We start from the raw sequence: 21,322 nt of genomic DNA on the forward strand, positions 1-21,322 counted from the left end.
GAGCTGACTTCGTCAGTCTTATCTACAACCTCAAGCAGTGCTTTGAGAAACCTGCGGCTCGCTTCGTAGTTTGCTTTTTGATTTTCATTGAGTATAACAGATAAGAAAGTGAATGGATAAGAACGTGCAGGAACCAGTGAAATTATTTCAATACAATACCCTTGGAGCCTTGATGGCTGGCCTTTATGGTGGTACCATGACAGTAGGAGAATTGCTGGAGCATGGTGACCTTGGTTTGGGAACCTTGGATTCCATTGATGGGGAATTGATTGTCTTGGATGGCAAGGCTTATCAGGCTAAAGGATCAGGAGAGCAACCGGAAATTGTGGAAGTATCACCAGATGCCCTTATTCCTTATGCAGCAGTAGTACCGCATCAGGCAGAGGTTATTTTCCGCCAGCGCTTTGAGATGACAGACAAGGAATTGGAAGAACGAATCGAGTCTTATTATGATGGGGAAAATCTTTTCCGCTCTATCAAGATTCGTGGGGAATTTTCACATATGCATGTGCGCATGATTCCCAAGTCGACACCAGATACCAAGTTTGCTGAGGTCGCAACCCATCAGCCTGAATATCGTCGAGACAATGTGGCGGGGACCATCGTTGGTTTCTGGACGCCAGAGATTTTCCATGGGGTTAGTGTGGCAGGCTACCATCTGCACTTCATTTCAGATGATTTGACCTTCGGTGGTCATGTCATGGACTTTGTCATCAAGGAAGGCATTATTGAGGTGGGAGCTGTTGACCAATTGGATCAACGTTTCCCAGTCCAAGACCGTCAATACTTGTTTGCTAAGTTCAATGTTGACGAGATGAAAAAAGATATTGAAAAGGCAGAATAGGAGAAGAAAATGACCATTCATATTATCATTACCATGGTGCTTTTGCTAGCTTTCTTGTTAGGGAGCATTTGGTATGCCAAAAAGAAATACCAGATTAATTTAGCTGTTTTGGGATTAGGGGCCGTAGCCTTCTTTGTCTCTTCACAGATTTTGGAAAAACTGGTGCATATCTTAGTTTTGCATCCTCAAAAAGACGGTAGTATTGCCCTCTTACAAGACCATCCGCTTGTCTATATCATCTATGGCCTAGCCATGGCAGCATTTTTTGAGGAAACTGCTCGTCTTATTTTCTTCAAATGGTTGGAGAAAAAGAGAAGTTTGGAAAAGGCAGATGCCTTGGCTTATGGATTGGGGCATGGTGGCTTGGAGTTGATTTTCCTAGGTCTTACTAGTTTGATTAATCTCTACATCGTTCTCTCAGCAGTTCAAACTCAGAATCCACAGGTCATGCAATTGCTGTCTGAAAATATGTTAAAAACCATTCAGTCACTTTCTGTCTGGCAGATTTATTTGCTTGGTTTTGAACGGATTCTGGCTCTAGGTTTCCAATTGCTTTTGACTGTTTGGGTTTACCAAGCTGTTCGCCAGAAGAAATGGATTTATCTCCTAGCAGCCTATGGCCTACATGCCTTCTTTGACCTGGCACCATCTCTAGCCCAAGTTGGCTGGCTTACAAGTCCAGTCTTAGTTGAAGTCATTCTACTAGTTGAACTGATCCTAGTTGCCTATGGAACCAAGGCTATCTTTTGCAAAAAATCATAAGAAAAAGGGGGAAACCTCTTTTTTTGTTTAAAATAAGCCCAAGATTTTTTTAGGGTCGTCAAATGGTCTTAAAAATGGTATAATGGAATGAATTTTGTAAAAGGAAGAGTGTCATGTCAGTAAAAGAAAACATGCTTGAAATCTTAGAAGGGATTGATATCCGTTTCAAAGAACCCTTGCATAGCTATAGTTATACAAAAGTAGGTGGAGAGGCTGATTATCTGGTCTTTCCACGAAATCGTTTTGAGTTGGCTCGCGTTGTCAAATTTGCCAATCAAGAAAATATCCCTTGGATGGTTCTTGGAAATGCCAGCAATATCATCGTTCGTGATGGTGGAATTCGTGGATTTGTCATCTTGTGTGACAAGCTCAATAATGTTTCTGTTGATGGCTATACCATCGAAGCTGAAGCTGGTGCTAACTTGATTGAAACAACACGCATTGCCCTTCGTCATAGTTTGACTGGTTTTGAGTTTGCTTGTGGCATTCCGGGGAGCGTCGGCGGTGCTGTCTTTATGAATGCAGGTGCCTATGGTGGCGAGATTGCCCACATCTTGCAGTCTTGTAAGGTCTTGACCAAGGATGGAGAAATCGAGACCCTGTCTGCCAAAGATTTGGCTTTTGGGTACCGCCATTCAGCCATTCAAGAGTCTGGTGCAGTTGTCTTGTCAGCTAAATTTGCCCTTGCTCCAGGAAGCCATCAGGTTATCAAGCAAGAAATGGATCGTTTGACGCATCTACGTGAACTCAAGCAACCTTTAGAATACCCATCTTGTGGTTCGGTCTTTAAGCGTCCAGTAGGTCATTTTGCAGGTCAATTAATTTCAGAAGCTGGCTTGAAAGGCTATCGTGTCGGTGGCGTAGAAGTGTCAGAAAAACACGCAGGATTTATGATCAATGTTGCTGACGGAACGGCTAAAGACTACGAGGACTTGATTGAGTCTGTTATCGAAAAAGTCAAGGAACACTCTGGCGTCACTCTTGAGAGAGAAGTCCGTATTTTAGGTGAAAGCAAGTAGGAAGCTGTAGTTGAAAAGCTGCTACTATGTCATGGAAAGGGGGTGAAAGCCTATCGTTAGTGCAGAAGAATGTAGGCAGTTCAATCTCCTACACGAGGTAGTAGCGGCCTGACAGAGCCCTGATCTGTTAATCTATGAAAAAGAAGGAATAAATGACAATTGAAAAAACCAATTATTGAATTCAAAAACGTCTCAAAAGTTTTTGAAGACAGCAACACCAAGGTTCTCAAAGACATCAACTTTGAGTTGGAAGAAGGGAAATTCTACACTCTTTTAGGCGCATCTGGTTCAGGGAAATCAACCATCCTAAACATCATTGCAGGTTTACTGGATGCGACGACAGGAGATATTTTGCTGGACGGTGTCCGCATCAACGACATCCCAACCAACAAGCGAGACGTCCATACGGTCTTCCAATCCTATGCCTTGTTTCCACATATGAATGTGTTTGAAAATGTTGCCTTTCCGCTTCGCTTGCGTAAAATTGACAAGAAAGAAATCGAGAAACGCGTAGCGGAAGTTCTCAAGATGGTTCAGTTGGAAGGTTACGAAAAACGTTCCATTCGTAAACTCTCTGGAGGACAACGTCAGCGTGTGGCTATTGCCCGTGCCATTATCAACCAACCCCGTGTGGTTTTGTTGGACGAGCCTTTGTCAGCGTTGGACTTAAAATTACGAACAGATATGCAGTACGAACTGCGTGAACTGCAACAACGATTGGGCATTACCTTTGTCTTTGTCACTCACGATCAGGAAGAAGCCCTGGCTATGAGTGACTGGATTTTCGTTATGAATGATGGCGAGATTGTCCAGTCTGGAACACCTGTGGATATCTACGATGAGCCGATCAATCACTTTGTTGCCACCTTTATCGGTGAGTCAAATATCTTGCCAGGAATCATGATTGAGGACTACTTGGTTGAGTTCAACGGCAAACGCTTTGAAGCGGTCGATGGTGGGATGAAGCCAAATGAACCTGTTGAGGTCGTGATTCGTCCAGAGGACTTGCGGATTACCCTTCCTGAAGAAGGCAAGCTCCAAGTTAAGGTGGATACCCAGCTCTTCCGTGGGGTTCACTATGAAATTATCGCCTATGACGAACTTGGGAATGAATGGATGATCCACTCGACTCGTAAGGCCATCGTGGGTGAGGAAATCGGTCTGGACTTTGAACCGGAAGACATCCACATCATGCGTCTCAACGAAACCGAAGAAGAGTTCGATGCCCGTATCGAAGAATACGTGGAAATCGAAGAGCAAGAAGCAGGTCTGATCAATGCAATCGAGGAGGAAAGAGATGAAGAAAACAAGCTCTAAACTCTTTGTAGTGCCCTACATGCTCTGGATTGCCCTCTTTGTTCTGGCACCCTTGGTCTTGATTTTCGGTCAATCCTTTTTCAACATTGAAGGCCAATTCAGTTTAGAAAATTATAAGTCCTACTTTACGTCACAAAACTTGACCTACCTAAAAATGAGTTTCAACTCTGTACTTTATGCAGGAATTGTGACCTTTGTGACCTTGCTTATCAGCTATCCAACAGCCCTCTTTTTGACCCGTCTCAAGCACCGTCAACTTTGGCTCATGCTGATTATCCTGCCAACCTGGATCAATTTGCTCCTTAAAGCCTATGCCTTTATCGGGATTTTTGGTCAAAATGGCTCTATTAACCAATTTTTGGAATTCATCGGAATCGGTTCGCAACAGTTGCTCTTTACTGATTTCTCCTTTATTTTTGTCGCAAGCTACATCGAGCTTCCCTTTATGATTCTGCCCATTTTCAACGTTTTGGATGATATGGATAACAATCTTATCAATGCAAGTTATGACCTCGGTGCTACCAAGTGGGAGACTTTCCGACATATCATCTTTCCTCTATCGATGAACGGTGTGAGAAGTGGCGTTCAGTCGGTCTTTATTCCTAGCTTGAGTCTCTTCATGCTGACCCGTTTGATTGGTGGGAACCGCGTTATTACACTGGGGACAGCCATTGAGCAGAACTTCCTGACAAATGACAACTATGGTATGGGTTCAACCATCGGTGTGATTCTCATTCTGACCATGTTCATCACCATGTGGGTGACCAAGGAAAGGAGAGAACGATGAAAAAATTTGCCAATCTTTATCTGGGACTGGTCTTTCTTGTCCTCTACCTGCCGATTTTTTACTTGATTGGCTACGCCTTTAATGCAGGAAACGACATGAACAGCTTTACAGGCTTTAGCCTGAGCCATTTTAAAACTATGTTTGGCGATGGTCGCCTTATGTTAATTGTGACTCAGACCTTTTTCTTGGCCTTCCTGTCAGCCTTGATTGCGACCATTATCGGGACTTTCGGTGCTATTTATATTTATCAGTCTCGTAAGAAATACCAAGAAGCCTTTCTTTCACTCAATAATATCCTAATGGTTGCGCCTGATGTTATGATTGGTGCTAGCTTCTTGATTCTCTTTACCCAACTCAAGTTTTCACTTGGCTTTTTGACCGTTCTCTCTAGTCATGTGGCCTTCTCCATTCCTATCGTGGTCTTGATGGTCTTGCCACGTCTCAAGGAAATGAACGGCGACATGATTCATGCGGCCTATGACCTTGGAGCCAGTCAATTTCAGATGTTCAAGGAAATTATGCTTCCTTACCTGACTCCGTCTATCATTGCAGGTTATTTCATGGCCTTCACCTATTCGCTGGATGACTTTGCCGTGACCTTCTTTGTAACGGGAAATGGCTTTTCAACCCTGTCAGTCGAGATTTACTCTCGTGCTCGTAAGGGGATTTCTCTAGAAATCAATGCCCTGTCTGCCCTCGTCTTTCTCTTTAGTATTATCCTAGTTGTTGGATATTACTTTATCTCACGTGAGAAGGAGGAGCAAGCATGAAAAAACTCTATTCATTTTTAGCAGGAATTGTAGCCATTATCCTCGTCTTGTGGGGAATTGCGACGCATTTAGATAGTAAAATCAATAGCCGAGATAGTCAAAAACTGGTTATCTACAACTGGGGGGACTATATAGATCCTGAACTCTTGACTCAGTTCACAGAAGAAACAGGAATCCAAGTACAGTACGAGACCTTTGACTCCAACGAAGCCATGTATACCAAGATCAAGCAGGGTGGAACGACTTATGATATTGCTATCCCAAGTGAATACATGATTAACAAGATGAAGGACGAAGACCTCTTGGTTCCGCTTGACTATTCAAAACTTGAAGGTCTTGAAAATATCGGACCAGAGTTTCTCAACCAGTCCTTTGACCCAGGCAATAAATTCTCCATTCCTTACTTCTGGGGAACATTAGGAATTGTCTACAATGAAACCATGGTAGAGGAAGCGCCTGAACATTGGGATGACCTCTGGAAGCCAGAGTATAAGAACTCTATCATGCTCTTTGATGGGGCACGTGAGGTACTGGGACTAGGACTCAATTCCCTAGGCTACAGCCTCAACTCTAAAAATCCACAGCAGTTAGAAGAGACAGTAGATAAACTCTACAAATTGACTCCAAATATCAAGGCCATTGTGGCGGACGAGATGAAGGGCTACATGATTCAGAACAACGCTGCTATCGGCGTGACCTTCTCTGGGGAAGCTAGCCAGATGTTGGAAAAGAATCCTAACCTCAAATATGTTGTACCGACAGAAGCAAGTAACCTCTGGTTTGACAACATGGTTATTCCCAAAACTGTCAAGAACCAAGATGCTGCTTATGCCTTCATCAACTTCATGTTGAAGCCTGAAAATGCTCTCAAGAATGCAGAGTATGTAGGCTACTCAACACCAAACCTACCAGCCAAGGAAATGCTCTCAGAGGAGACCAAGGAAGACAAATCCTTCTATCCAGACGCTGACACCATGAAACACTTGGAAGTTTATGAGAAATTTGACCATAAATGGACAGGAAAATATAGTGACCTGTTCCTACAGTTTAAAATGTATCGGAAGTAGGAGATATGCTTTCTTGTCAGCTTTCCCAGTTGACGCAGAACCCAAAAAACGATATAATAAGAAAGTTGAGAATTGATTTTCAGTTATCTTAGTCCAGAGAAATGGCGGTGCTGCGAGCCATCTAAGCTAGAAAGTCATGCTACTCAATCATACAATTGCATAAGAATAAGAGAATGACAAGTTCATTGAATGAAGGTGGTACCGCGGTTTTTCGCCCTTCGTGATATGAGCTTGTCTTTTAATTTTTGGAGGTGTTGATGAAAACATTTCTTGTCAAACAAAAGTTTCGTCTTGGAGGCGAACGCTTCGCTATCAAGGATGACAGGGGAGAAATCGCCTATCAAGTAGAGGGATCATTTTTTAAGATTCCCAAAACTTTTACCATCTATGATGCTAATGGTGAACAGGTCAGTCAGATCACCAAAACCTTTCTAACCTTCATGCCCCAGTTTAAAATCAAACTCAGTGACGGGACGAGCTTTTACATTCGTCAGAAGTTCACTATCTTCCGTGATAAGTATGAGTTTGATCAACAGGGCTTGCGAGTCGAAGGGGACATATGGGATTTAAACTTCTGTTTGTTGGATGAGCAAGACCAAATGGTTGCTGAAATTACCGAGGACATTTTTCATCTAACTTCTACTTATCAGGTAACTGTATACGATGAAGCCTATGCAGATCTTGTCATTTCCCTCTGTGTCGCGATTGACTATGTGGAAATGCTGGAAAGCCAATCACATTAAACAAGTAAATAAGGAGACAATATGAAACAACTATCTAGTGCACAAGTACGCCAAATGTGGCTTGATTTCTGGGCGACCAAAGGTCACTCAGTAGAACCATCAGTGAGCTTGGTTCCTGTAAATGACCCAACACTTTTGTGGATCAACTCTGGGGTAGCAACCCTTAAGAAATACTTTGACGGGACCATCATTCCTGAAAATCCACGTATTACCAATGCCCAAAAGGCTATCCGTACCAACGATATTGAAAACGTAGGGAAGACTGCGCGTCACCATACTATGTTTGAAATGTTGGGGAATTTCTCTATCGGTGATTACTTCCGTGACGAAGCCATCACTTGGGCTTATGAGCTTTTGACAAGCCCTGAATGGTTTGATTTCCCAGCTGAGAAACTTTACATGACCTACTATCCAGACGATAAAGATTCTTACAACCGCTGGATTGCAGTAGGAGTGGACCCAAGTCACTTGATTCCAATCGAGGACAACTTCTGGGAAATCGGTGCAGGACCTTCTGGACCAGATACAGAGATCTTCTTTGACCGTGGAGAAGCATTTGACCCAGAAAATATCGGTCTTCGTCTCCTTGCAGAAGATATCGAAAACGACCGTTACATCGAAATCTGGAACATCGTTTTGTCACAATTTAACGCAGACCCTGCTGTTCCTCGTAGCGAGTACAAGGAATTGCCACACAAAAACATTGATACGGGCGCTGGTTTGGAGCGTTTGGTGGCGGTTATCCAAGGGGCTAAGACCAACTTTGAAACGGACCTCTTCATGCCAATCATTCGTGAAGTGGAGAAATTGTCTGGTAAGGTTTATGACCAAGATGGCGACAACATGAGCTTTAAGGTTATCGCTGACCACATTCGTTCTTTGTCATTTGCCATCGGTGATGGTGCCCTTCCAGGAAATGAAGGTCGTGGTTATGTCCTTCGTCGTCTTCTCCGTCGTGCCTCTATGCATGGTCAAAAATTGGGAATCAACGAGCCTTTCCTTTACAAACTCGTTCCAACTGTTGGAAAAATCATGGAAAGCTACTACCCAGAAGTGCTTGAAAAACGTGACTTTATTGAGAAAATCGTTAAGAGCGAAGAAGAATCATTTGCGCGTACCCTTCACTCAGGTCAACACTTTGCCCAAGGCATCGTAGCAGACTTGAAAGAAAAAGGTCAATCTGTCATCGCTGGTTCAGATGTCTTTAAACTTTATGACACTTATGGATTCCCAGTCGAATTAACTGAAGAAATCGCTGAAGAAGCTGGTATGACTGTAGACCGTGAAGGTTTTGAAGCAGCTATGAAAGAACAGCAAGAACGTGCGCGTGCCTCAGCTGTTAAGGGTGGCTCAATGGGTATGCAAAATGAAACCCTTCAAAACATCACCGTAGAAAGTGTCTTCAACTACAATGCTAGCCAATTATCTTCTAAATTGGTGGCTATCGTGGCTGACAATGCAGAAGTAGAAGCTGTATCAGAAGGAACTGCCTCACTTATCTTTGCGGAAACTCCATTCTATGCTGAAATGGGTGGACAGGTAGCTGACCACGGACAAATCTTGGATGAGTCAGGTAAGGTTGTGGCTACTGTGACCAATGTTCAAAAAGCACCAAACGGACAAGCTCTTCATACTGTTGACGTCCTTGCACCGCTTGCCTTGAACCAAGAATATACCTTGGCAATTGATACAAATCGTCGTCACCGTGTCATGAAAAACCACACTGCGACTCACTTGCTTCACGCTGCCCTTCACAATATCCTTGGAAACCACGCGACACAAGCAGGATCTCTTAACGAAGTTGAATTCCTTCGCTTTGACTTTACGCATTTCCAAGCAGTAACTGCTGAAGAATTGCGTGCGATTGAACAGCAAGTCAACGAGAAAATCTGGGAAGCTCTTGAAGTTAAGACAGTTGAAACAGATATTGACACTGCCAAGGAAATGGGAGCTATGGCTCTCTTTGGTGAGAAATACGGTAAGGAAGTCCGTGTTGTTACTATCGGTGACTACTCTATCGAGCTTTGTGGTGGTACCCACGTTGGCAACACTTCTGAAATTGGTCTCTTCAAGATTGTCAAAGAAGAAGGTATCGGATCAGGAACTCGCCGTATCTTGGCAGTGACTGGTAAGGAAGCCTTTGAAGCCTACCGTGAACAAGAAGATGCTCTTAAAGCTGTCGCAGCAACCCTTAAAGCACCTCAACTTAAAGAAGTACCTCACAAGGTGGAAGGACTTCAAGAACAACTTCGTCAACTTCAAAAAGAAAATGCTGAGTTGAAAGAAAAAGCCGCAGCTGCAGCCGCAGGCGATATCTTCAAGGATGTTAAGGAAGTCAACGGTCACCGTTATATTGCTAGTCAAGTGTCTGTATCAGATGCCGGTGCCCTTCGTACCTTTGCGGATAACTGGAAACAAAAAGACTACTCTGATCTTCTTGTCCTAGTTGCCGCTATTGGAGACAAAGTCAATGTCCTTGTAGCAAGCAAGACAAAAGACCTTCATGCTGGAAACCTTGTCAAAGAATTAGCACCAATCGTCGATGGACGTGGTGGTGGTAAACCAGACATGGCCATGGCAGGAGGAAGCAACCAAGCTAAGATCCAAGAATTGTTGGATGAAGTAGCAGGTAAATTGTAATCAAGTAAAGATCTATCCATTTGGGTAGGTCTTTTTGTGAATACAAAAAAGCCAAATCCGATTGGACCTGGCTTGATAGTTCTTGACTATTAGATTGTATTAGCTGCCCAGACACTTACCGAAGCAGCTGAGACAGGGAATTGTCCATAACCTTCTTCATCAATTATAACTTGACCTTGGTGGTTTTCAAGTAAATCTACAAAGGTTTGGTTAGCCCATTCTTGGCCGACAAACATTGATTTGCTGTTTTCTTGGTCATTTGAGATAAGGACTGCGATTGGGGATTGATTTTCAGCACCTGAACGTACCCAACCGATACAGTTAGGATCATCAAAGTAGTCATTTTGTTCTCCATAGGCCAAATCTTTTCGGATGGTTAGGAGGCGGTCAAGGACTTCTTTGAAATCTTGTTGAGCATACTGCCCTGAAATCCCATAGTAGTCTCCGTAAAAGACACATGGAAGGCCGTCTTGGCGTAATAGAATGAGGGCATAGGCTGCTGGTTTGAACCATTCTTCAACAGTAGACTCAAGAGCCTGACCACGTTGGGTATCGTGGTTGTCGACAAAGGTTACAGTCTTGTAAGGTTTGAGTTCAACCAAGCTATCTGTGAAAATACCACGAAGGTCATAGTTTGCGCCAGCTTGACTGGCTTCAAAGAGATTCTGGTGGAGACGAACATCAACAAGGTCGAATCGTTCTTCCGTTTTTTCAAGATAGTCTAGATTGGCTTCCTTGTCAGGATTCCAGAATTCACCAAAAACATAGAAATCCTCACCGTATTTTTCCTTCATATCACGGATAAAATTGCTCATGAAGAAAGAGTCAATGTGTTTAACGGCATCCAAGCGGAAACCAGCTACACCAGTCGTTTCCATGAACCAGTCAGCCCAGTCATAGATATTTTGGATGACTTCAGGATGTTTAAAGTCTAGGTCGGCATACATGAGGTAGTCATAGTTACCGTTTTCATTATCGACCAATTCCTCATTTGCCCAACCCTTGTTATCTCCTTGAATCAGATAAATCCCAGACTTGCGGCGTTTGGCATCATAGTCTGTACCGGTGAAGTGGTACCAGTGCCAGTGGAAGTCATTGTAGGTATCTTGGCGACCATCGAAGGTAAAGCTAGTCCAGCCATTGATGGTGAAGGGTTCCCCAAGTTCAACTGTACGGTCTACAGGATCCACTTCAATAACCTGAAAGGCTTCCATGTGATCAGCAGCAGCCTTGTGATTGAGTACCACATCGGCCATAGGTTGAATTCCCTGTGCTTTTAGAGCTTGAATGGCTTGAAGATAGTCTTCTTTAAAACCATACTTGGTGCGGACAGTCCCTTTTTGATTAAACTCTCCTAAGTCGAATAAGTCATAGACCCCATAGCCGACATCTTTTTCATTGGTCGCCTTAAAAGCTGGTGGCATCCAGACATGGCTGATACCGAGATTAGCTAGGTGTGGAGCATCTTCAGCTAGACGTGTCCAGTGCTGACCGTCGTGGGGCAGATACCATTCAAAGTATTGCATGAGTGTTTGATTTTGCATGATGTTTCCTCTTACTTGTCAATCTTGTTCTTTATTCTATCATAAAGTATCTGTTAGCTCAAACGTTTGCGTAAAACTGAATAATAAGTTTTTGACTATTTTATATAAAATGTTGATTTTTAAAATGAAAGCGCTATAATTATAGTAAATTACATAGATAAAGAGAGGAGATTTCTCATGATTGAATTTCAAAATGTTAGTAAGTTGTATGGTGATAAAGAGGCCTTGAGCAATCTCAATTTGCAGATTGAAAATGGGGAGATTATGGGCTTGATTGGCCATAATGGGGCTGGAAAATCGACCACTATAAAATCCCTAGTCAGTATCATTTCACCCAGCAGTGGTCGTATTTTAGTAGACGGTCAGGAGTTATCGGAAAATCGTTTAGCTATTAAACGAAAGATTGGCTACGTAGCAGACTCGCCTGATTTATTTTTACGCTTAACGGCCAATGAATTTTGGGAATTGATTGCTTCATCCTATGATCTGACTAGCTCTGACTTGGAGACTAGTCTAGCTAGGCTATTGAACGTTTTTGATTTTGCTGAAAATCGTTATCAGGTTATTGAAACTCTTTCTCACGGAATGCGTCAGAAAGTCTTTGTCATCGGAGCACTCTTATCCGATCCCGATATTTGGGTTTTGGACGAACCCTTGACTGGTTTGGATCCCCAGGCCGCCTTTGATTTGAAGCAAATGATGAAGGAGCATGCGCAAAAAGGCAAGACAGTCTTGTTTTCAACTCATGTCCTAGAGGTAGCTGAGCAAGTCTGTGATCGGATTGCCATTTTAAAAAAGGGGCATTTGATCTATTGTGGTAGCGTAGAGGACTTGAGAAAAGACCACCCAGACCAGTCTTTGGAAAGTATCTACCTTAGTCTTGCTGGTAGAAAAGAGGAGGTTGCGGATGCGTCTCAAGGTCATTAAAAAATTAGTTGATATCAATATCCTCTATTCATCTCAAGAAGCTAATCTGGCTAACCTACGAAAGAAGCAGGCTAAGAATCCTGGGAAAAAAGTAAATGTTTCCGCTAGAGTCCTAAGTTCTTACATTTTTTCCAGTCTCTTGATGCTTTTCATGTTTATAAATATAGCCTTTCGTTTTCCTTTTGAGGAAATGCCAAGTTTTTTTAGTAGCATGGTTGCTATTTTACTGGTGCTTGCCTTTTCAACTTCTTTCACTGCATTTTACAATGTCTTTTATGAGAGTAAGGATTTGGTATCGTATAGACCCTATGCCTTTAAAGAATCAGAGATTATAATCGCTAAAGGACTGTCTGTCCTCTTGCCAGCTCTGCCTGGAATTGTACCAATCCTAGCTTATTTTCTAGTCCTCTACATTAGGCTAGCTCCTTCTCTTTGGCTGGGCTTGCCTTTGATGCTGCTGTCCTTGGCCTTATTATTTGTCTCTGTTACTTTAGTAATGGTAGTGGCAGTACATTTCTTGGCTCAGACTAGGGTCTTCAGAAAGTATCAGTCTATTTTTTCGAATGTGATGATTGGGATAGGGGTTCTCATACCTTTAATATTTGTCCTCTTTCTACAGTCGACTTTTGGAAGTATTGTTGACAAAGTTAGAGACATTCCATTTCTCCTTTATCCTCTTCATATCTTTTACAAAATAGCAGTGGAGCCTTTTTCGACAGAAGCCATACTGGGTCTGTTAGCTTGGATAGCTTTAACTGTTTTCTTGCTTTACCTGACCAAAAAGAAGGTTCTTCCTCATTTTTATGACGTGATTCTGCTTAACAGTGAGGAGAAGGTCAAGAAAGAACGTCGCAATAAGGAGAGAATTTCAACTACTAATAAAAAGGGCTTTTTCCGTATGGTTTTACGCTACCACCTCACCCTCTTGGGACAGGGAACTGGCGTGATTACAGTGCTTTTTACAAGTGCTTTTCTTCCTTATTTCATGATGATCGGTCTGATTTCCAAAATTCGAGATTCTCAGATAGTTCCAGATATTCATCCTCCATACTGGTTACCCTTGTTTTTTATAGGATTGTTTATATCAGTTGTCAATAACAATATCACCAGCCTGCATTCAATTGCCTTGTCCTTAGAGAGGGAAAATGTTGATTTTCTGAAGAGTTTACCCTTTGACTTTGATCGCTATGTGAAAGTGAAATTTTGGATTATATTTGCTGTCCAGTCCTTTTTACCTATTTTGACTTTACTTGGCCTTTCTCTATATTTAGGCTTGCCCATCCTTTCGATGATTTACCTTCTTGTAGTCTGGATCCTTGCCAGTGTCATCCTTTCTTGCCACCATTACCTTAAGGACGTGAAAAATTTGTCAACCAATTGGAGTAACATTACGGACCTGGTGAACCGTTCAAATCGTATAGTAGCAATAGTTTTACTCTTAATTTATAGTGCAATCTTAATGGCCCTTGTAATAGGGAGCTTATTCTTGGTTCGGTCTCTCTCCCCTATCCTTGCCATTAGCTTGGGAGTAGGAGCTCTGATCCTATTGCTTGGTCTTGCTATTTTTGGCTATCATTACTACCTGTCACGCATATTGACAGAAATAGAAAAAAGATGAGATAGTTGATCGTTTGCTTGATAAATTTTTAAAAAGAAATGCTCCTCCACGATGGAAGAGCATCTTTTATTGTGATTTTGATTCGGTTTCGGCAGACTCGGGATGGAGTTCTTGGTAACTTGGTGCCTTGAAAAGGTCAGTACTGGTCTTACCTTGTCGTTGGCTAAAGAGACTGGTTGATTGACTACCTTTTTCCTGCTCAATCTTTTGCAGAATTGGTAAGGAATTGAGGTAAGAAATGTTTTCAGTATCAACTGTTCCAAGATGATCTGCTTGGTAGAAACGTATTAAATCACCAGTTTGAATCTGGTCGCTGATTTTTAGCTGTTGGTTGGTTGCTTGCCGAACGATTTCTAGTTCAGTCTGAGCTTGTTCATCAAGATTACTGATTTCAAGACCGCTCTCAGTATAGTAGGTTCGTCCGTCGTAGCTGGTATATTTGGGTGTGACGAAGGAATTAGCAGTCCGAAAGGCAACGATTTCTTGATGATCTGGAGACAGAAGATCTTGTCCAACTTGTAGGAAGGAATTGGACTCAATACCAAGGAGGTGTTCGAGAGTCGGTAAGATATCGATTTGTCCACCGTAGATATTGATGATTTGCCCTTTTTCATAGCCAGGCATGACTACCATAAAAGGCACTCGTTGCAACATGGCATTGTCGTAATTCGACCAGTTTTCAGAAGTCTTGCCAATCAAGGGAGCGAGGTCAGGATTGCGGGAGTTAGAAATTCCATAATGGTCTCCGTAGATGACGATGATGGATTTTTCATAGAGGCCGCTTTCTTTGAGATAGTCAAAGAAGGCCTTGATAGCACTATCCAGATAGTTGGCTGTTTGGAAGTAGCCGTTGATCGTTTCGTCTTTGGTTTTGGCCAAGGGGAAACCAAGCTCATCGCCAGTCAGATTGCTAGCATAGGGATAGTGATTGGATACCGTGATATACTTAGCATAAAAAGGCTGCTGCAAATGCTCCAGATATTGGATAGAATCTTTCATCATGATTTTATCATTCAAACCATATTGGAAAGAATTGCTACTGTCTTGCTTAGTAAAATAGGAAGCATCAAAGAAGTATTGGTAGCCCCATTGTTTGTAGGTCGTATTTCGGTTCCAGAAGGTCCCAATATTACCGTGAAAGACTGCACTCGATTGATAGTCATTTTTTGATAGGATAAAAGGAGCTGCCTGCTGGGTATTGGTACCACCGTAATTGACCATAAAGGAACCTTGGTCAAGTCCAAACAAACCGGTCTCTAGCATGGTTTCTGCATCTGAGGTTTTACCAGCCTTGACTTGGTTAAAGATATTAGAAAAGGCTAAGGTTGATTGAGAATGGTAGAGGGAATTAAGGAAGGGAGTGACTTCATGCTCAGTTCCATCTATGTTGAGTTTATAGTCAAGAAGAAATTGCTGGAAGCTCTCCAAGTGGAGATAAATCACATTTTTTCCTTTGGCCAAGCCAAAATAGTCTGGATTGGGCTTAGCAGAATGTTCTTGAATATAATCTGTAATAGGTTGAAGATCAGTCTCAGAGGCCTTGGCACGTTCCTTGTTTGCACTGTAGGATTGGTTGGCGCTATAACCTAAAAAGGCTGGCAAACTAAGGGCACGAACAATATAATAATTAGAAAATCCTCGCGACAGGAGATCGGGACGCTCAATTTCAGCCAAGAAAAGGTTAGCTGAAAAGAGCAGGGCCGAGAGAGCAGTGATGGCAACACTGGAGCGGAATTTGAAAGGTCTCCTATTTAGCTGGATGATCTTTTTATAGAGAAGATAAGTCAGCAATGGGAAATCCATAAAATAGATGAAATCCCAAAAGCGCAGTAACTCTAGTTCCGCAGTACCAACAGACACCTTGCTGACCACTTTCATGGTATTAGCCGTGATAAAGTCGCTAAATTCTCGATAGTAAAAGACATTGGAATAGAGCCAAATGAATAAAAGGCTATAAATAGCTATGCTAAGACTGTAAAAGGCCTTGGTTGAGCGAGCATAGAGGGCTAGAGCCAGCAGGAGGAGTCCCAAGGGAAGGGGATTGAAAAAGGCGATAAAGGCAAGGTAATTCCCTTGCAGCTTGCCCAATTGAATATCTAAATTAAAGTCAACGGCATAGGCTAATAAGGTTTTGAGCCAATAGAGGATTAAAAGGGTTAGGACAAAACCCAGTCTGGTACCCATGGCTTTTTGGATTTTGCTAAAATTGATTCTCACACAATTACTTCCTAAGTTTTTATTAGTATTAGTATACCATTTTTTAAAACTAGAGTAAAAAAGCAAGGGTAGTTTCTTTTTTGAGAATTGTCACAAAATTTGCTATAATAGGGACTATGAATAGAATAAGAGTCAACAAACGGGTTGAAAAAAAGCTTTCCAAGGGGCTTGTTTTACTAGAAGCCAGCGATCTTGAGAATATCAGTCTCAAGGATCAGGAAGTAGAAGTTCATAGTCAAGATGGAAACTTTCTTGGTACTGCCTACCTTTCTCAGCAAAACAAGGGCTTGGGCTGGTTTGTTAGCACAGACAAGGTGACCTTCAATCAAGCTTTCTTTGAAGCACTGTTTAGACAAGTTAAAGAAAAGAGAAGTGCCTACTATCAAGATGATTTGACTACTGCCTTTCGTCTCTTTAACCAAGAGGGAGATGGCTTTGGCGGTCTGACAGTGGACCTTTATGGCGACTATGCTGCCTTTTCTTGGTATAACTCTTATGTTTATCAGATTCGCAAGGTTATCTCAGAAGCTTTTAGACAGGTTTTTCCTGAGGTTTTAGGAGCATATGAGAAGATCCGTTTTAAGGGTTTGGACTATGAATCTGCCCATGTTTATGGTCAAGAAGCACCTGATTTTTTCACTGTTTTGGAAAATGGTGTCCTCTATCAAGTCTTTATGAACGATGGCTTGATGACAGGGATTTTCCTAGACCAGCATGAAGTTCGCGGTAGTTTAGTGGATGGCTTGGCTATGGGTAAATCCTTGCTCAACATGTTTTCTTATACAGCAGCATTTTCAGTGGCTGCGGCCATGGGGGGAGCAAGCCAGACTACTTCGGTTGACCTAGCTAAACGTTCACGAGAATTGTCTCAAGCGCATTTTCAGGCAAATGGAATCAGCACAGACGACCATCGTTTTATAGTTATGGATGTTTTTGAGTATTTCAAGTATGCCAAGCGAAAAGGCTTGACCTATGATGTGATTGTCCTAGATCCGCCTAGCTTTGCTCGGAACAAAAAACAAACATTTTCTGTGGCTAAGGATTATCATAAGTTGATATCCCAAAGTCTTGAGATTTTAAATCCGGGCGGTATTATTATTGCCAGCACCAATGCTGCCAATGTATCCCGCCAGAAATTTACAGAACAAATTGATAAAGGCTTTGCAGGAAGAAGTTACCAGATTTTAAATAAATACGGTCTTCCAGCAGATTTTGCCTATAATAAAAAAGATGAAAGTAGTAATTACCTCAAGGTGATTAGTATGAAGGTTAGTAAATGAAATTAATTGTTTCAGTAATGCCAAGAAGTTTAGAGGAGGTCCAGGCTCTGGATGTCACGAGGTACCTAGATGCCGACATCATTGAATGGCGTGCCGACTATCTGCCTAAGGAAGCGATTTTGCAGGTGGCTCCAGCTATTTTTGAAAAATTCGCAGGCCGTGAGTTGGTTTTCACATTGCGAACTCGCTCTGAAGGGGGACAAATCGACCTTTCTCCAGAAGAATATATCCATCTAATCAAGGAAGTGGCGCAACTCTATCAACCAGATTATATTGATTTTGAGTACTATAGCTACAAGGATGTTTTTGAAGAAATGCTGGACTTCCCAAATCTCGTTTTGAGTTACCATAATTTCCAAGAAACACCTGAAAACATGATGGAAATCTTGTCAGAGTTGACGAGCTTAAATCCAAAACTTGTTAAGGTTGCGGTGATGGCTCACACGGAGCAGGATGTGCTAGACTTGATGAACTATACACGAGGCTTTAAAATCCTCAATCCTGAGCAGGAATATGTGACGATTTCTATGGGCAAGGTGGGTAAGGTCTCTCGTATCACTGCGGATGTGACAGGTTCTAGCTGGTCCTTTGCTAGTCTAGATGAGGCAAGTGCACCAGGTCAGATTTCCCTAGCTAACATGAAAAAAATTCGGGAGATTTTGGATGAAGCTTGATGGCTATACACGTTTAGCTGCAGTTGTTGCCAATCCTATTAAGCATTCGATTTCCCCCTTTATCCACAATAGTGCCTTTGAGGCGACAGCTACCAACGGTGCTTATGTAGCTTGGGAGATTGAAGCGGATGACTTGGCAGAAACAGTGGCTAATATTCGTCGCTACCAGATGTTTGGCATCAACCTGTCCATGCCCTATAAGGAGCAGGTGATTCCTTATTTGGATGAGCTGAGTGACGAAGCGCGCTTGATCGGTGCGGTCAATACGGTTGTCAATGAGAATGGCAATTTAATTGGATATAATACAGATGGCAAGGGATTTTTTAAGAGCTTGCCTTCTTTTACAATTTCAGGTAAGAAGATGACCCTGCTGGGTGCAGGTGGTGCGGCTAAATCAATCTTGGCACAGGCTATTTTGGATGGTGTCAGTCAGATTTCTGTCTTTGTTCGTTCAGTTTCTATGACAAAAACAAGACCTTACCTGACCAAGTTACAGGAGCAGACAGGCTTTAAAGTAGACTTGTATGCTTTAGAAGATGTTTCTGAACTGCAAGCAAGGATTGCTGAGTCGGATTTACTTGTCAATGCGACAAGTGTAGGCATGGATGGTCAATCATCTCCAGTTCCTGAAAACATTGTCCTATCAGAAACTCTTTTAGTAGCAGATATCATTTACCAACCCTTTGAAACACCATTTTTAAAATGGGCTAGAAGTCAGGGGAATCTAGTTGTCAATGGTCTGGGAATGTTGCTCTATCAAGCTGCAGAAGCTTTTCAACTGTGGACAGGCAAGGAAATGCCGACAGAAGAAATTTGGCAGTCTTTAACAGAAAAATACCAATAAAGAAAGGGAGATTCTCCTATGAAAATCAGAATCGATATTCCTCATCATCCTTATGATATTCAGATTGAAAAAGGTTGTCTGGCTCAGGCTGGTCAATGGTTGCGAGAACTCTGGCAACCACAAAAGGTAGTCATTGTGACAGACAACCATGTAGCTTCTCTTTATGCAGAGAAGGTCAAGCTCAGCCTAGAAGATGCTGGTTTTCAGGTAGCAGTTTTTGACTTTTTAGAAGGGGAAGAAAGAAAGAATTTAACTACTGTTCAGAAAGTCTATGAATTTCTAGTTAAGCAGGGGTTGACTCGTAGCGATGGAATAGTGGCTCTCGGAGGTGGTGTCGTTGGAGACCTGGCTGGTTTCGTAGCCTCTACCTATATGCGGGGTATTCACTTTGTTCAGATTCCGACTAGTTTGACAGCTCAGGTGGATTCTTCTATCGGTGGAAAGACAGGCGTCAATACTCCATTTGCTAAGAATATGGTGGGGACCTTCACCCAACCAGACGGGGTTCTGATTGACCCACTTGTTCTTGGAACCCTCGGAAAGAGAGAGTTGATTGAAGGGATGGGTGAAGTTATCAAATATGGCTTGATTGAGGATCCAGAACTATGGACTCTATTGACGGAGCTAGATGGTACTGTAGAGAGCATTTTGGAGCATGCAGAGACCTTGATTGAACATTCTTGTCAGGTTAAGCGCAAGATGGTAGTTGAGGATGAGTTGGACAATGGTGTACGCCTTTACCTCAACTTTGGCCACACTATTGGTCATGCCATTGAAGCAACGGCTGGTTATGGCAAGGTCATGCATGGAGAAGCTGTGGCCATGGGCATGGTGCAGATTTCCAAGGTGGCTGAGGAAAAAGGCCTCATGCCAGAAGGAATAACCCAGTCTATTACAGAGATTTGTCAGAAATTTGGCTTGCCTGTTAACTATGAAAACTGGGATGTTGACAAGCTTTATCAGGCTTTGACTCATGACAAGAAAGCGCGTGGCAACACCTTGAAATTGGTCTTGGTACCAGAGCTCGGTTCAGCGACTATTCACCCAGTTTCTCTGGAAGAGATGAAAGACTACTTGGTAAAATAAGGAGAGTGTATGAGATATTTAACAGCAGGAGAATCACACGGCCCCCGTCTGACAGCTATTATTGAGGGAATTCCAGCTGGACTTCCTTTGACAGCTGAGGATATCAATGAGGACCTTAGACGCCGTCAGGGTGGCTACGGTCGTGGTGGTCGTATGAAGATTGAGAGTGACCAGGTTGTCTTTACTTCGGGCGTTCGTCACGGGAAGACGACAGGGGCGCCTATTACTATGGATGTCATCAATAAGGACCACCAGAAATGGCTGGACATCATGTCTGCGGAAGACATTGAAGAGCGACTTAAAAGCAAACGAAAAATCACCCATCCTCGCCCAGGTCATGCCGATTTGGTAGGGGGTATCAAGTACCGTTTTGATGATTTACGTAATTCCTTGGAGCGTTCATCAGCTCGTGAAACCACCATGCGGGTGGCAGTTGGGGCTGTAGCCAAACGCCTCTTGGCTGAACTGGATATGGAGATTGCTAATCATGTCGTTGTCTTTGGTGGCAAGGAAATCGATGTTCCTGAGAATCTGACAGTTGCTGAGATTAAGGAACGAGCTGCCCAGTCCGAAGTTTCTATTGTCAACCAAGAACGGGAACAGGAAATCAAGGATTATATTGACCAAATCAAACGTGACGGTGATACCATCGGTGGGGTTGTGGAGACAGTCGTTGGAGGTGTTCCAGTTGGTCTTGGTTCCTATGTCCAATGGGACAGAAAATTGGATGCAAGATTGGCACAAGCTGTTGTCTCTATAAATGCCTTTAAAGGGGTGGAATTTGGTCTTGGCTTTGAAGCTGGTTATCGTAAAGGCAGCCAGGTCATGGATGAAATTCTCTGGTCTAAAGAAGACGGCTATACTCGTCGTACCAACAATCTGGGTGGCTTTGAAGGTGGTATGACCAATGGGCAGCCCATCGTTGTTCGTGGAGTCATGAAACCCATTCCTACTCTCTACAAACCACTCATGAGTGTGGATATCGAAACCCATGAACCCTACAAGGCAACTGTGGAGAGAAGTGATCCGACTGCTCTTCCAGCAGCAGGAGTGGTCATGGAAGCTGTTGTGGCAACGGTTCTGGCACAAGAAATCCTTGAAAAATTCTCATCAGACAATCTAGAGGAATTAAAAGAAGCGGTAGCCAAACACCGAGACTATACAAAGAACTATTAAGGAGTTC

At 42.7% G+C, this 21,322-nt stretch carries 18 protein-coding genes; 16 read left to right on the plus strand and 2 right to left on the minus strand.

Going from position 1 to position 21,322, the window contains the following annotated elements:
• Positions 1-112 precede the first annotated feature (112 nt).
• The 9 genes from budA (at position 113) to alaS (ending at position 9,949) form a co-directional block, all read left to right on the plus strand.
• The gene (gene budA / locus HMPREF2764_RS02775; RefSeq protein ID WP_049516062.1) at positions 113-844 is read left to right on the plus strand and encodes an acetolactate decarboxylase; all 732 of its coding nucleotides are present in this window, start codon (positions 113-115) and stop codon (positions 842-844) included.
• Between the two features lie 9 nt (positions 845-853).
• Positions 854-1,606 carry a YhfC family intramembrane metalloprotease gene (locus tag HMPREF2764_RS02780; RefSeq protein ID WP_023946322.1) on the plus strand — a complete coding sequence of 251 codons (753 nt, stop codon included), beginning with the start codon at positions 854-856 and terminating at the stop codon, positions 1,604-1,606.
• A 113-nt stretch (positions 1,607-1,719) separates the two neighbouring features.
• Positions 1,720-2,625: a UDP-N-acetylmuramate dehydrogenase gene (gene murB, locus HMPREF2764_RS02785; RefSeq protein WP_070527051.1), complete on the plus strand. Its 906-nt coding sequence runs from the start codon at positions 1,720-1,722 to the stop codon at positions 2,623-2,625.
• 159 nt (positions 2,626-2,784) lie between these two features.
• Positions 2,785-3,942 (plus strand): ABC transporter ATP-binding protein, encoded by a 1,158-nt coding sequence (locus HMPREF2764_RS02790; RefSeq protein WP_042750955.1) that lies wholly within the window; start codon positions 2,785-2,787, stop codon positions 3,940-3,942.
• A complete protein-coding gene (locus HMPREF2764_RS02795) occupies positions 3,923-4,729 on the plus strand; it encodes an ABC transporter permease (protein WP_070527054.1) in 807 nt (268 codons plus the stop codon). The genes HMPREF2764_RS02790 and HMPREF2764_RS02795 overlap by 20 nt, the downstream gene beginning before the upstream one ends.
• Positions 4,726-5,499: an ABC transporter permease gene (locus HMPREF2764_RS02800; RefSeq protein ID WP_000712740.1), complete on the plus strand. Its 774-nt coding sequence runs from the start codon at positions 4,726-4,728 to the stop codon at positions 5,497-5,499. The genes HMPREF2764_RS02795 and HMPREF2764_RS02800 overlap by 4 nt, the downstream gene beginning before the upstream one ends.
• Positions 5,496-6,566 carry an ABC transporter substrate-binding protein gene (locus HMPREF2764_RS02805; RefSeq protein ID WP_070527057.1) on the plus strand — a complete coding sequence of 357 codons (1,071 nt, stop codon included), beginning with the start codon at positions 5,496-5,498 and terminating at the stop codon, positions 6,564-6,566. The genes HMPREF2764_RS02800 and HMPREF2764_RS02805 overlap by 4 nt, the downstream gene beginning before the upstream one ends.
• Positions 6,567-6,823: 257 nt before the next feature.
• Positions 6,824-7,309: an LURP-one-related/scramblase family protein gene (locus tag HMPREF2764_RS02810; protein WP_070527061.1), complete on the plus strand. Its 486-nt coding sequence runs from the start codon at positions 6,824-6,826 to the stop codon at positions 7,307-7,309.
• Between the two features lie 21 nt (positions 7,310-7,330).
• Positions 7,331-9,949, plus strand: a complete 2,619-nt coding sequence (alaS, locus tag HMPREF2764_RS02815) for an alanine--tRNA ligase (protein ID WP_070527064.1) — start codon at positions 7,331-7,333, stop codon at positions 9,947-9,949.
• A gap of 89 nt (positions 9,950-10,038) precedes the next feature.
• On the opposite strand, the gene HMPREF2764_RS02820 is transcribed toward alaS, so the two are convergent.
• On the minus strand, positions 10,039-11,493 hold the full coding sequence (locus HMPREF2764_RS02820; RefSeq protein WP_070527067.1) for an alpha-amylase: 1,455 nt from the start codon (positions 11,491-11,493) through the stop codon (positions 10,039-10,041).
• Between the two features lie 177 nt (positions 11,494-11,670).
• On the opposite strand from HMPREF2764_RS02820, the gene HMPREF2764_RS02825 reads away from it, so the two are divergent.
• Both HMPREF2764_RS02825 and HMPREF2764_RS02830 read left to right on the plus strand, forming a co-directional pair.
• On the plus strand, positions 11,671-12,420 hold the full coding sequence (locus HMPREF2764_RS02825) for an ABC transporter ATP-binding protein (RefSeq protein WP_070527070.1): 750 nt from the start codon (positions 11,671-11,673) through the stop codon (positions 12,418-12,420).
• The gene (locus tag HMPREF2764_RS02830) at positions 12,401-14,038 is read left to right on the plus strand and encodes a hypothetical protein (RefSeq protein ID WP_070527073.1); all 1,638 of its coding nucleotides are present in this window, start codon (positions 12,401-12,403) and stop codon (positions 14,036-14,038) included. The genes HMPREF2764_RS02825 and HMPREF2764_RS02830 overlap by 20 nt, the downstream gene beginning before the upstream one ends.
• Positions 14,039-14,104: 66 nt before the next feature.
• Here HMPREF2764_RS02830 and HMPREF2764_RS02835 read toward each other — a convergent pair whose 3' ends face one another.
• A complete protein-coding gene (locus HMPREF2764_RS02835) occupies positions 14,105-16,222 on the minus strand; it encodes an LTA synthase family protein (RefSeq protein WP_070527871.1) in 2,118 nt (705 codons plus the stop codon).
• A 149-nt stretch (positions 16,223-16,371) separates the two neighbouring features.
• On the opposite strand from HMPREF2764_RS02835, the gene HMPREF2764_RS02840 reads away from it, so the two are divergent.
• The 5 genes from HMPREF2764_RS02840 to aroC are packed head-to-tail and all read left to right on the plus strand — an operon-like array spanning position 16,372 to position 21,315.
• On the plus strand, positions 16,372-17,535 hold the full coding sequence (locus HMPREF2764_RS02840) for a class I SAM-dependent rRNA methyltransferase (protein ID WP_070527077.1): 1,164 nt from the start codon (positions 16,372-16,374) through the stop codon (positions 17,533-17,535).
• The gene (gene aroD, locus HMPREF2764_RS02845) at positions 17,532-18,209 is read left to right on the plus strand and encodes a type I 3-dehydroquinate dehydratase (protein ID WP_070527080.1); all 678 of its coding nucleotides are present in this window, start codon (positions 17,532-17,534) and stop codon (positions 18,207-18,209) included. The genes HMPREF2764_RS02840 and aroD overlap by 4 nt, the downstream gene beginning before the upstream one ends.
• Positions 18,199-19,053, plus strand: coding sequence for a shikimate dehydrogenase (locus tag HMPREF2764_RS02850; protein WP_049502176.1), 855 nt, complete (start codon positions 18,199-18,201; stop codon positions 19,051-19,053). The genes aroD and HMPREF2764_RS02850 overlap by 11 nt, the downstream gene beginning before the upstream one ends.
• Before the next feature lie 18 nt (positions 19,054-19,071).
• The gene (aroB, locus tag HMPREF2764_RS02855; RefSeq protein WP_070527083.1) at positions 19,072-20,139 is read left to right on the plus strand and encodes a 3-dehydroquinate synthase; all 1,068 of its coding nucleotides are present in this window, start codon (positions 19,072-19,074) and stop codon (positions 20,137-20,139) included.
• Positions 20,140-20,148: 9 nt separating this feature from the next.
• Positions 20,149-21,315: a chorismate synthase gene (gene aroC / locus HMPREF2764_RS02860; protein ID WP_070527086.1), complete on the plus strand. Its 1,167-nt coding sequence runs from the start codon at positions 20,149-20,151 to the stop codon at positions 21,313-21,315.
• The last annotated feature ends 7 nt before the right edge of the window (positions 21,316-21,322 follow it).

Origin of the sequence: Streptococcus sp. HMSC073F11 (assembly GCF_001810785.1) — a bacterium.
Lineage (GTDB): Bacteria > Bacillota > Bacilli > Lactobacillales > Streptococcaceae > Streptococcus.